Here is a 12,460-nt window from a genome sequence, read left to right on the forward strand (position 1 = left end):
TAGGCAGATCACAAAGGCGAGAGTACAATTAGCGCCCAATTTTACCCGGTGATTGAGGCGAGAATGTTAGAGAATTTACGCAATATTGCGATTATTGCGCACGTAGACCACGGCAAAACTACCCTGGTTGATAAGCTGCTGCAGCAGTCTGGAACCCTGGACCGTACCACTGATGGTCAAGAGCGTCTGATGGATTCCAACGACCTGGAAAAGGAACGTGGTATTACCATTCTCGCCAAGAACACTGCGATCCGCTGGAATGACTACCGTATCAACATCGTCGATACCCCGGGTCACGCCGACTTCGGTGGTGAAGTTGAGCGGGTTCTGTCTATGGTTGACTCCGTGCTGCTGTTGGTTGACGCCGTCGACGGCCCGATGCCACAAACCCGCTTTGTAACCCAGAAAGCCTTCGCTAAGGGCCTGAAGCCGATCGTGGTCATCAACAAGGTTGACCGTCCGGGCGCCCGTCCTGATTGGGTTATGGATCAGGTTTTTGACCTGTTTGACAACCTGGGTGCCACCGATGACCAGCTGGATTTCAAAGTTGTCTACGCCTCTGCTCTGAACGGCTGGGCCTCCATGGATCAGAACGTTGAGTCCGACAGCATGGAGCCGCTGTTCCAGGCCATCGTTGATAACGTGAAAGCACCGAATGCCGATCCTGATGGCGGCTTCCAGATGCAGATCTCCCAGATCGATTACAACTCCTATGTGGGTGTTATCGGTATCGGCCGTATCAGCCGTGGTCGCGTCAAGAGCAACCAGCAGGTCACCGTTGTCGGTGCTGATGGCAAGACTCGCACTGGCAAGGTTGGTCAGGTACTGGGTTACCTGGGCCTGGCTCGTACTGAAGTGGCAAGCGCGCAAGCGGGCGACATCATCGCCATCACCGGTCTGGGCGAGTTGAAAATCTCCGACACCATCTGTGATAACAACGCAGTTGAAGCCTTGCCGGCTCTGTCCGTTGATGAGCCGACCGTGAACATGACCTTCCAGGTCAACACCTCACCGTTTGCCGGTAAAGAAGGCAAGTTCGTTACCTCGCGCAACATCCGTGAGCGTCTGGACCAGGAGCTGGTTCACAACGTGGCGTTGCGTGTGGAAGACACTGATGACCAGGACAAGTTCCGTGTATCCGGTCGTGGTGAACTGCACCTGTCCATCCTGATCGAAAACATGCGTCGCGAAGGCTACGAACTGGCGGTATCCCGTCCAGAAGTTATCCTGCGCACCATCGATGGCGTGCTTCACGAACCGTATGAGACAGTCACTGTCGATGTGGAAGAGGCGAACCAGGGTTCAGTCATGGAGCAACTCGGCCTGCGTAAGGGTGAGATGACCAACATGACTCCGGATGGCAAGGGCCGCGTCCGTCTTGACTTCATGATCCCGAGCCGTGGCTTGATCGGTTTCCAGACCGAGTTCCTGACCATGACTTCCGGTACTGGTCTGCTGTATCACAGCTTCGACCATTACGGTCCGCACAAGGGTGGCAGCATCGGTGAGCGTCAGAACGGCGTGCTGATCTCCAACGCCACCGGTAAGGCCCTGACTTTCGCCCTGTTCGGTCTGCAAGACCGCGGTCGTCTGTTCATCGGTCACGCTACCGAGGTGTACGAAGGCCAGGTGATCGGGATCCACTCCCGCTCCAACGATCTGACTGTTAACTGCCTGAAGGGCAAACAGCTGACCAACATGCGTGCCTCCGGTACCGACGAAGCCCAGGTGCTGACTCCGCCGATCCGCATGACCCTGGAACAGGCTCTCGAGTTCATCGACAACGATGAGTTGGTTGAAGTTACTCCAAAGGCTGTCCGTATCCGTAAGAAACTGCTGACCGAGATGGATCGCAAGCGCGCCGGTCGTGCTTGATATCTGTGCATCGACAGACAGAGAGAGGCCTTCGGGCCTCTTTTTTTATGGCCGTTTGGCGGGGTATAGGCCAACTCCATCCGGCCACGGGTGGTCAAATGGCCATGCCATCTGACACAATATCTGCATGATGAAGCCTCTGAGAACCACGATGCAGAACACAATCGCTAGCCGCCTCGGTCACGCCCTCTCCTTCTTGCGCCACGATGGTGCCCACTTCGCCCAGTTTGTCTGGGGTCGTTTCCAGCAGGACAGATTGACCGTCACCGCCGGCTACCTGGCCTACGTGACCCTGCTCTCCCTGGTGCCCATGGTGGCCGTGGTGTTCGGCATGATGTCGGCCTTCCCGGTGTTCCAGACCCTGAAGCAGGCGATGGAGCAGTTCGTCTATCACAACTTCGTGCCGACCGCCGGGGAGGCGCTCAAGGAGTACATCGACGGCTTCGTGGCCAATGCCACCAACACCACGGCGGTCGGTATCGGCGCCCTGATCGTGGTCGCCCTGATGCTGATCTCGGCCATCGACAAGAACCTCAACTACATCTGGCGCTCGACCCAGAGCCGGCCGCTGGCCCAGGCCTTCGCCATGTACTGGATGATCCTGACCCTGGGGCCCGTGCTCATCGGCGCCAGCATCGCCGTCTCCTCCTACATCATCTCGCTGCGGTTCTTCCAGGGCGAGGCGCTGTTCGGGGTGGGTTACTGGCTGCTGCGGGGTCTGCCGTTCCTGTTCTCCGTGTTCGGCTTCCTGTTGATCTATACCGTGGTGCCCAACTGCAAGGTGCGGCTGACCCACGCCTTCATCGGTGCCCTGGTGGCGGCGAGCCTGTTCGAGCTGGCCAAGCGCGGCTTCACCATCTACATCACCAACTTCCCCTCCTATCAGGCCATCTATGGCGCGCTGGCGACAATCCCTATCCTGTTTGTCTGGGTCTACCTGAGCTGGTTGGTGGTGTTGCTGGGGGCCGAGACCACCGCCTGTCTCGGCGAATATGAGAAACCGGGCGCAGAGGAGCTGGGCTGAGCCCACACCTTGTTGCTAACATCAACGGCCGCCTCTTGGCGGTCGTTTCTTTCTGACAAGACAAAGGAGTGATGAGTGATCGCATTGATTCAGCGGGTCTCCGAGGCCAGTGTGACCGTCGAGGGAGAGGTGACCGGTGCCATCGACGCCGGTCTGCTGGTACTGCTCGGGGTGGAGCAGGGGGATGACGAGGCCAAGGCCGACAAGCTGCTGCACAAGGTGAGCGGCTATCGCATCTTCTCCGATGCGGACGGCAAGATGAACCTCAGCCTGACCCAGGCCGGCGGCAGTCTGCTGGTGGTGTCCCAGTTTACCCTGGCGGCGGATACCAAGAAGGGGATGAGGCCGGGCTTCTCCGGCGGCGCTCACCCGAGCGATGCCGAGCGGCTCTATGACTATTTCGTCGCCCAGGCGAAAAATAGCGGCCTGCCGACCGAGACCGGTCGCTTCGCCGCCGACATGCAGGTGCGGTTGCTCAACGACGGCCCCGTGACCTTCTGGCTGCAGGTCTAGGCGGCGTCCTGACGGGTGGCGTGCAGGATCACGTTGAGGTAGCCGGGGACCGGATAGGCCTGGGTGGGGCCGACCCACTCCTCGGCCAGCCGCAGCGCCTGCTCCAGCTCCAGCCGGGTGCGTGGCAGCAGGTTGATGATGAGGGTGCCGCGCAGGCACTGGGCCAGCGCCTGATAGAGCGGGGCCTGGAACAGCAGTCGGGGGTTGCCGTCCTGGCTGAACAGATCCAGCAGCACCAGATCGTAGTGCTCCCTGCTGTCTAACAGGAAACGGAGCGCGTCGGCGTGATGCAGGCGCGGCGGCCGAGCAGAGGGTCCCCCTGGCGCCTGGAAGAAGGCCTGGAAGAGGGTCAGCACCTCGGCATCCAGATCCACGCAGTCGTGGCTTGCCTCGGGCCAGCGTGCCCCCAGATGGCGGGTGAGATCCCCGCCCCCCAGCCCCAGCTCCAGGATCCGGCTCGCCTGGCTTGGCAGCCGCGCGGCTATGTGTTGTTGATGGGGCAGGCAGAGCCGGTCCGGTTCACTGAGGCACATGGCCGATTGCACCACGCCGTCCATCTCCAGCCAGCGGTGCTCGGCGTTTTCCAGGATGCAGAGCCGGCGCTCGGCCTTGGTGCTGAGGTGCAATAAGTGTTCGGCTTGGTACGCTTGCGGATTGAAGTCCATGAATTTGCACGGCAAGATGGTTTTCGACCAGTGTAACTCAAGGATGTATCTATGTACCGGGTGGTCACCCCCCAAACGGCAGCCGAGCTGGAAAGCTACTACCAACTGCGCTGGGAGCTGCTGCGCAAGCCGTTCAATCTGCCAATAGGTTCCGAGCGGGACGAATACGATACCGTCGCCATTCATCGGCTGATGCTGGCCGAAGACGGTACCCCCATCGCCGTCGGCCGGCTGTTCGTCGGTGGTGACGAGGCCCAGATCCGCTTCATGGCGCTGCGTACCGAGTACCGGGGTCAGGGGCTGGGGGCCCGCATGGTGGAGGATCTCGAGCAGCTCGCCCGCGACGAGAAGGTGAAGCGGCTGGTGATGAACGCCCGCCAGGAGGCGGTGGAGTTCTACCGCCGCTGCGGTTTCCTCGAGGTGGGGGAAGGACCTGTCTCCTTCGGCCGCATCACCCACCGCCAGATGATCAAGTCCCTGAGCCCGCTGCAGACTATCCAGTATCGCCCGGAGTGGTGTCAGGATCTCACCACCCGCTGGTCGCGGGGCATTCCCATCAGCGAGAAGATGGGGGTACACATCACCCATTACGACGGCCAGACCTTTCATCTCAAGGCCAAGCTGGCGGCCAACCTCAACGTCCACGACACCATGTTTGCCGGCAGCATCTACAGCCAGTGTGTGCTGGCGGGCTGGGGGCTCATCTGGTTGCAGCTCAAGGAGGCCGGGCTGGGGGGCGATACCGTGCTGGCCGAGGGCAATATCAAATACTACAGACCCGTGAGCGAGGAGCCGGAGGCGAGGGTCGCCCGGGAGGGGATGCCTGCCGTGCTGGCGCCGCTCAAGAGTGGGGAGTCGGCCAAGTTCAGCCTGCGGGTGCAGCTGTTCAGCGGCCGCAAGCTGGCGGTGGAGTTCGTCGGCCAGTATGTGGTGCTGCCCATCAAGCGGGGCGGCTAGGGGGCCCGACCGTCTGTCGGTTCAATGACAAGGCCTCATCATGAGGCCTTGTTGGTGTCTGGGGTCGCTGGTTTGGGCTGTGGGCGCCAGAGCGGGCTGCTGCGGCCCTGGGCCGGGTAGCGTACGCCGGCCTCCCAGCCGCAGGAGGCCTCGGCCGGGAAGCTCCAGCTCAGGGTCGGGGCGTCGAGCGGGCCGCGCCAGCGGGCCAGCAGCTCGGCGCAGCGTTGCCCGTTCAGGGCGCCGAGATCGAGCTGCCACTGGCCGTTGGCCAGATCGACACCTCCCTGCAGGGCCAGCAGGTGGGTGATGGTGGAGGCGCCCGCCTGTTCGATCTGGACCAGGCCGTTTTCGGCCTTGGCGTTTAGCTTGACGCGATAGAAGGGGGTATCCCCCTGCTGCATCACCTGCCACAGGCCGTCCGCCGTCAGGGTCGGCGGGGTGGCGCCCTTGAACCACTCATCCAGCAGCGGATCTATCTTCACCTTGTCCCAGAAGGGATCCCTGGCGTCCAGGCTCAGGCTGCCCTGCAGGGTGCTGCGCCAGTCGGTCGGCTTCTTGCTCATATCTGCCTGCAGATCGACACTCAGATCCAGCTTGCCCGCCAGCGAGACGGGGGCCCGCAGCAGCCTGCCCCACTGTTCCAGATCCAGATGTTTGCCCTGCAGTCGCAGGCGGCTGCTCTGGCCAGGCTCCTTGCCCCACTGGCCGCTCAGCTCGATGGCCCCCTCGTCGGGCAAGGTGCTGGACAGCTTGTTGAGCTGCCAGGAGCTCGGCGTCAGTTCGCCATCCAGCTCGCCGTTGCGGGCGGAGAGACCGTCCCACACCAGCTCGAACCACTTGCTCTCCACCCTGGCCCGGCCGAGCAGGGGGCCCGGCTGATCACCGCGCAGGCTGAGGTCGGTCAGGTAGAGCTGCCAGCCGGTCAGCGACAGGGGCAGGCTGTCGTCGAAGGAGAGCACCTTGAGCCGATCGAAGGCCAGCTTGCGCACATCGATCTGCTGTGGGCGCCAGCCTTGCCAATCCTGCCACCACCCATCTGGCAGGCTGATGTCCATGCCGCTCAGGGTCATCTCCTTCAGGGTCAGCTTCTGAAGATCGGGGTCCAGCGCCAGCTCCAGATTGAACTCCCCATCAAAAGCCTTGCCCTGCAGCTCCGCATCGAGCTGCTCTGGCGAGAAGGCGAGTCGCCCCTTGATCTCTTCCAGCTGGAACAGGCCACGACCGAGATCGGCCAGAGAGCCGGTGAGGTAACCTGTCGGTCGGCTGCCCGCCTGCCACTCGAAGGCGGTGAGCTGGCCGCTGAAGTTGTTGAGGGCGAGCTCCTGGGCGTTGGCGTTGACGCTGGTCTCGTCGAACTGGCCCCGATCCAGGCTGATCCGGCGCAGGGGGAACTCGGCCTGGCCGAGGCTGTCCAGCTCGACCCGCATGCCACGGGCCTTGAGGCCGCGCAGCTGCAAGCTGCGTGCGGGCCAGTCCAGCACCATGCCGGTCTCCAGCAGGCCGTCGAACAGGTTGGTGGTCAGCTTGTCCGTGCTCAGCACCTGGCCTTCCAGTCGCCCTTTCAGGTTGAGGCGAGCCAGGGTCAGGCTGGGGCTGTCGAGCTGGTTGATGCTGAGGCTCAGGTTGGCCTGGGGCTGGTGCCTGGGATCGATCAGCTCCCAGTCGCTCAGGGTGGCGCTCAGGCCGCGCAGGATGAGCCCGTCGCTCTGCAGGCTGAGGTTGTCGATGTTGCTGTCCCCTATGGTGAGGGAGTGCACCGGCAGGGTCGGCAACTGGTTGGGGAGCGGCAGCCTGATGAGGGGGCGGATGAGATCCAGGTGGGCGATGCGCACATCCCGGTTCAGCCAGTCGATGCTGTCTATCTCCAGGTAGATCTTGTCCAGCTTCACCGCGTCACCGTACTGCACCTGCTCCGCCAGCAGGGTGTAGGGATGGAGTGGGTTGAATACCAGCCGGCCTATGGTGACTTGCACCCCGGTCTGCTGGCTGAGCCAGTTGGCGATGGGGCCCCTGGCTCGTTCGGCGTCGAACAGGCCGAGACCCACCCAGACGAACAGCAGCAGGAAGGCGAATACATAGAGCAGGGCGCGTAGCCAGGAATTCATCGACATCTTCCTCCTGTTTTCAATGGGTTGTCAGGCGTTGGAATAGTGATCCCGCAGCCCCGGCCTGCGGCGGAGCAACCTGATATGGATAATCTGTTTGCCCATGAGGAAGCCAGCAATTCATCGGCTTCCTTCTTCTGTTCTCAATGGGGTGTCAGGCGTTGGAATAGTGATCCCGTAGTCCCAGCCAGCGGCGGATCAGCGGATCGACGTGGCTAGGGTGTCTGTCCATCAGGTAGCGCGCCAGCTTCTGCACCTGGGGGATGAGCGATTGGTCCCGCACCAGATCGGCGATCTTGAGATCGGCCAAGCCGGTCTGGCGGGTGCCGAGCAATTCGCCCGGGCCGCGCAGCTCCAGATCGCGCTGGGCGATCTGGAAGCCATCGCTGGTCTCCCGCAGCACCCCGAGCCGGCTCTGGGCCGTCTTGGAGAGGGGGGCGTGATAGAGCAGCACGCAGTGGGAGGCCACGGAGCCGCGACCGACCCGACCGCGCAGCTGGTGCAGCTGGGCCAGCCCGAGCCGCTCCGGGTTCTCGATGATCATCAGGCTGGCGTTGGGCACATCTACCCCCACCTCGATGACGGTGGTGGCGACCAGCAGCTGCAAGATGCCGGCCTTGAACTCCTCCATCACCCGTTGCTTCTCGACCGGCCGCATGCGGCCGTGCACCAGCCCGATATGCAGGCCGGGCAGCAGGTTCTGCAACTCGGCGGCGGTGTCCTCGGCGGCCTGGCACTCCAACACCTCGGACTCCTCGATCAGGGTGCAGACCCAGTAGGCCTGCTTGCCCTCCTCGCAGGCCAGCTTGACCCGCGCGATCACGTCGCCCCGGCGGCTGTCCGGCAGGGCGACAGTGGTGATGGGGGTACGGCCCGGCGGCAGCTCGTCGATGACAGAGGTATCGAGATCGGCGTAGGCGGTCATCGCCAGGGTGCGGGGGATGGGGGTCGCGGTCATGATCAGCTGGTGAGGATGTACCCCCTCCCGCTCCCCTTTCTCGCGCAGGGCGAGGCGCTGGTGCACCCCGAATCTGTGTTGTTCATCGATGATCACCAGGGCGAGGCGCTGGAACACCACCTGCTCCTGGAAGATGGCGTGGGTGCCCACCACCATCTTGACGCTGCCATCGGCGATGGCGGCGAGCTGGGTTTCCCTGGCCTTGCCCTTCTGCTTGCCCGCCAACCAGCCGACCTTGATGCCGAGCGGCTCCAGCCAGTGGGCGAAGTTGATGGCATGTTGCTCGGCCAGCAGCTCGGTCGGCGCCATCAGCCCCACCTGGCAGCCGTTGCCTATGGCCTGTAGCGCCGCCAGCGCCGCGACCAGCGTCTTGCCGGAGCCCACGTCCCCCTGCACCAGCCGCATCATGGGGTAGCTGCGTTGTAGATCCTGACTGATCTCCGCCACCACCCGGTTCTGGGCCCCGGTCGGCTTAAACGGCAGGGCGCCGAGCAGCTGCTTGACCAGGGTGGGGGCCGGCTTGAGGGACCGGGCCAGCTGGGTCTGGGCCTGAGCGCGGACTTTCAGCACCGACAGGTTGTGGGCCAGCAGCTCTTCCAGCACCAGCCGCTGCTGGGCCGGATGCTGGCCGCTCTCCAGCAGCGCCAGCGCCACCGAGGGAGGAGGTCTATGCAGCAGGCGAAGGGCGGCGGCGAGTTCTATCTGGTGCGGGTAGAGGCCGGCGGGCAGCAGCTCCTCCACCCCGTACAGCTCGAGCTGGGCCAGTGCCTGATCGGTGAGGCTGCGCAGGCTGAGCTGGCGCAGCCCCTCTGTGGTCGGGTAGACGGGGGTAAGTGCTTCTTCGGTCTGGCCGGCCTGCTCCTCGCCGAGCAGCTTGTACTCGGGGTGGGCCATCTCCAGCCCGTATTTGCCGGGGCGCACCTCGCCAAAGCAGCGCAGCAGGCGACCGGGGGCCAGGCTGTTCTTCTGGGCGGCGGTGAAGTTGAAGAAGCGCAGGGTCAGGCTGCCGGTGCCATCGCTGATGCGGCACACCAGCATGCGGCGGCGGCCCATCACCAGCTGGGTGTCCTGGATTTCGCCCTCGACGGCGCCGTGCAGCCCGGGCGGCAGATCGCCGATGGGCCACACCTGGGTGCGATCCTCGTAGCGCAGGGGCAGGTGGAACAGCAGATCCTGTACCGTCGCCAGCCCCAGCCGCTCGAGCTTCTCCAGCATCTTGCTGCCGACGCCCTTGAGGCTATCGAGGGAGATTTTATCCAATTTCATCAATTAGATGCCCGAAAATACTGTAAATATGTCCAGATGATAGGGGTTGTTGATGGCTCGATGCAAGCCGTGTTGCTGTGAGCCGGGTTGGGTTGCCGCATCTGAAAAAGGCCTGCCGAAAACGGGAGGCCTTTGGGTGGGGGCTGAGACGGAAGCCGAATTGCGGTCTAGATGATTCGCTTGAGCAGGATATGAGCCCTGACCCTGTGGATCCGGGCCAGCAGCTTGCGCACCTGCTCAGGGTAATCCTTGATCTGCTCTATCTGGTCGAAGTGGCTGATGCGACGGGCGTGCGCCAGGATGTTGGCCCGCTCCTCGGCAAAGCGCTCGCGCAGGTGGCGGTGCTGATCGTGTACCAGCAGGCCATTCTCCAGATCCAGCGCCCAGGCGCGGGGATTGAGGTTGTTGCCGGTGAGCAGCGCCCACTCCTCGTCCACGAAGATGCCCTTGAGGTGATAGGAGTTCTTCTCGCAGCACCAGAGCATCAGGTTGAGACGACCCGAGTCGATGTGACGCTGGTTGCGCTCGGCAAACCGGCGCAGGTTGGTCTCGTACAGGTAAGGCAGCCCGCCTATGGTGGAGAATTTCTCCTCCGGTGGGATGAAGAAGTCGTTGGCTGTCTTGTCACCGACCACTATGGTCACCTTGCAGCCGCGCTTGAGCAGCGCCTCTACGTCCTTGTTCAACTCCTTGGGGGGGTTGAAATAGGGGGTGCAGATGAAGATTTCCCGCTCGGTGGCGCGCACCAGGTTGCGGATCATCCGGTTGAGCTGGTTGCCACGCTTGCCCAGTCCCGCCATGGGGGTGATGGCGACGTCCTCGGCCCCCACCAGCGTGCTCTTGAAGCGATACTGGCTGGTGCGCAGGCTGTGCTTGAAGCGCCGGATCGGCCCCTTCAGCAGCTTGGCGCTGGGGATCTCGGCCCGATCCAGCCGTTGCACCGCTTCGCTGCGCAGGAACACATCGTCCACATAGTTGACCATGCTGCGGGTCAGCTCAGGGCTGGTGATCTGGTGGTAGCGATCGAAGCGGTAGCGCTCCTGCTGGTGCAGGTAGATGTCGTTGAGGCTGGCACCCGAGTAGAGCAGGGTATCGTCGAAGATGAAGCCCTTGAGGTGCAGCACGCCGAGCAGCTCACGCCCCTTCACCGGCACGCCGTAGATGGCGATCTGGTGCTCGTGGCGGGCGGCCATCTCCTGATACATCAGGTGGTTGCCCCCCTGCTTGCCCTTGCCGATCAGGCCGCGCTGGGCGCGGTGGAAGTCGACGAAGAGCTTGATGTCGAGGGCGGGGTTGCGTTGCTTGGCGGCGTAGAGCGCGCTCAGTATCTCCCGTCCCGCCTCGTCATCCTGCAGATAGAGGGCGACGAGATAGATGCGCTGGGTCGCGCTGGCGATGAGCGAGAGGATCCTGCTTTTGAACTCTTTGGCGCTGCTGAGCACCTGGAACCGATCCGCGGGGACCGCGATCTGGGGCAGACGAGTCAGCAACTGTCGATAATGTGCCGATGAATGCATAGAGAAACCTGAAATCACGGGGTTAAGCGTTCCACTCGGGGCAATGAATAGGCGATTCTAGCAATCTAGGCGGTGAATACCCAACAAAGAATCGACGGCTCTGGGAGCCGTCCATTGAAAACGGGTCGGGAGAGGTCCCGACCCGTCTGTCTGGCGAGGTTAAAACACCACGCTGGCCATGGCCACGATGAGGAAGGCGATGGTGCCGAGCAGGGTCTCCATCACGGTCCAGGTCTTGAGGGTGGTCTTCACATCCATGTTGAGGAAGCGGCCGACCAGCCAGAAGCCGGAGTCGTTGAAGTGGGAGAGCACGGTCGCACCACCGGCGATGGCGATGACGATGAAGGTCAGGTCCAGTTCGCTCAGGCCAGGGGTGGCGGCAACCATGGGCGCCATCAGGGCCGCGGTGGTGGTGAGGGCCACGGTCGCAGAACCCTGGGCTACCCGCAGGGCGGTCGAGACCAGGAAGGCGGCCAGGATCACCGGCATGCCGGTGTCAGAGAGCACGTCCGCCAGGGCGGCACCGATGCCGCTGGCACGCAGTACGCCGCCAAACATGCCACCGGCACCTGTCACCAGGATGACGGCGCAGACAGGGGCCAGCGCATCGTTACAGAATTTCTCCAGCTGTATCTTGCCCTGTTGCTTGCTAAAGACCCAGACCGCGTAGAGCAGGGTGATCAGCAGTGCGATCGGGGTCTTGCCGACCATGCGCAGGATATTGACCCAATCAGCACCTTTGTCGACCATGCCCATGGCACCCAGGGTGTTGAGGCCGGTATCCATGAAGATGAGTGCCAGCGGCAGCAGCAGGATGGAGATCACCTGGCCGAAGCTTGGCAGCTGGCCGGCCGGGATGGCCGCCGGGTCGGTAAAGCTCGGCGGCAGCGGCAGGTCGAACTTCTTACCGGCCCACAGGCCATACAGATAGGCACCCAGATACCAGGTCGGGATGGCGACGAGCAGGCCGACTATGGTCAGCAGGCCGATGTTGGCGCCGAGCAGCTCACTGGCGGCAACGGGGCCGGGGTGGGGGGGCATGAAGGCGTGCATCACGGCGAAGGCGCCCGCAGATGGCAGTGCATATTTGAGTACAGAGCCACCAAACTGCTTGGCCACGCTGAAGATGATGGGCAGCATGACGATGAGGCCCGCATCGAAGAAGATGGGGAAGCCAAACAGCAGGGAGGCCACACCGAGCGCAAGAGGAGCGCGATGGGCGCCGAAGCGGCTGATCAGGGTATCGGCCAGCACCTTGGCGCCGCCCGTCATCTCCAGGATCCGGCCTATCATGGCGCCGAGACCGACCAGCAGGGCCACCCCGGCCAGGGTGCTACCGAAGCCGCCCAGCATGGTCGTTACGACCTGATCGTAGGCCACGCCGGTGGCGAGGGCCGTGACCAGGCTGACCAGCGTCAGGGCGACGAAGGCGTGGATCTTGAAGCGCATTATCAACAGCAACAACATGATAATTGCACCGCCTGCTACCGAAAGCAGGTAGGCGACATCGGGGGTATTAGCCACACCTTCCATAATTTTTCTATCCTCAAAAGTTCCAGTTATCGTCTTGCACAAATCTG

At 62.9% G+C, this 12,460-nt stretch carries 9 protein-coding genes; 4 read left to right on the top strand and 5 right to left on the bottom strand.

Annotated elements, in window-relative coordinates; translation table 11 throughout:
• Positions 1-63: 63 nt before the first annotated feature.
• The 3 genes from typA to dtd all read left to right on the top strand — a co-directional run bounded on the left by typA (position 64) and on the right by dtd (position 3,412).
• A complete protein-coding gene (gene typA / locus KW821_RS18760) occupies positions 64-1,875 on the top strand; it encodes a translational GTPase TypA (protein ID WP_042652897.1) in 1,812 nt (603 codons plus the stop codon).
• 151 nt (positions 1,876-2,026) lie between these two features.
• A complete protein-coding gene (locus KW821_RS18765; protein ID WP_042652896.1) occupies positions 2,027-2,899 on the top strand; it encodes a virulence factor BrkB family protein in 873 nt (290 codons plus the stop codon).
• Between the two features lie 75 nt (positions 2,900-2,974).
• Complete coding sequence (dtd, locus tag KW821_RS18770; RefSeq protein ID WP_042652895.1) at positions 2,975-3,412, top strand: D-aminoacyl-tRNA deacylase; 438 nt, start codon at positions 2,975-2,977, stop codon at positions 3,410-3,412.
• Here the strand turns inward: dtd and KW821_RS18775 are convergent.
• Positions 3,409-4,077, bottom strand: a complete 669-nt coding sequence (locus tag KW821_RS18775) for a spermidine synthase (RefSeq protein WP_042652963.1) — start codon at positions 4,075-4,077, stop codon at positions 3,409-3,411. The two genes, dtd and KW821_RS18775, sit on opposite strands and share 4 nt — an antisense overlap.
• A 51-nt stretch (positions 4,078-4,128) precedes the next feature.
• Between KW821_RS18775 and KW821_RS18780 the strand changes: the two genes are divergently transcribed.
• Complete coding sequence (locus KW821_RS18780) at positions 4,129-5,034, top strand: bifunctional GNAT family N-acetyltransferase/hotdog fold thioesterase (protein WP_218292521.1); 906 nt, start codon at positions 4,129-4,131, stop codon at positions 5,032-5,034.
• A 38-nt stretch (positions 5,035-5,072) separates the two neighbouring features.
• On the opposite strand, the gene KW821_RS18785 is transcribed toward KW821_RS18780, so the two are convergent.
• From KW821_RS18785 to KW821_RS18800, 4 genes are all read right to left on the bottom strand, one after another.
• Positions 5,073-7,139, bottom strand: coding sequence for an AsmA-like C-terminal region-containing protein (locus tag KW821_RS18785; RefSeq protein WP_218292522.1), 2,067 nt, complete (start codon positions 7,137-7,139; stop codon positions 5,073-5,075).
• A gap of 154 nt (positions 7,140-7,293) precedes the next feature.
• Positions 7,294-9,363, bottom strand: a complete 2,070-nt coding sequence (recG, locus tag KW821_RS18790; RefSeq protein WP_218292523.1) for an ATP-dependent DNA helicase RecG — start codon at positions 9,361-9,363, stop codon at positions 7,294-7,296.
• Between the two features lie 167 nt (positions 9,364-9,530).
• A complete protein-coding gene (gene pssA / locus KW821_RS18795; protein WP_042652891.1) occupies positions 9,531-10,880 on the bottom strand; it encodes a CDP-diacylglycerol--serine O-phosphatidyltransferase in 1,350 nt (449 codons plus the stop codon).
• Positions 10,881-11,039: 159 nt separating this feature from the next.
• Complete coding sequence (locus KW821_RS18800; protein ID WP_042652890.1) at positions 11,040-12,413, bottom strand: GntP family permease; 1,374 nt, start codon at positions 12,411-12,413, stop codon at positions 11,040-11,042.
• Positions 12,414-12,460 lie beyond the last annotated feature (47 nt).

Source organism: Aeromonas sp. sif2416, from assembly GCF_019218665.1.
Taxonomy (GTDB): Bacteria; Pseudomonadota; Gammaproteobacteria; order Enterobacterales; family Aeromonadaceae; genus Aeromonas; species Aeromonas encheleia.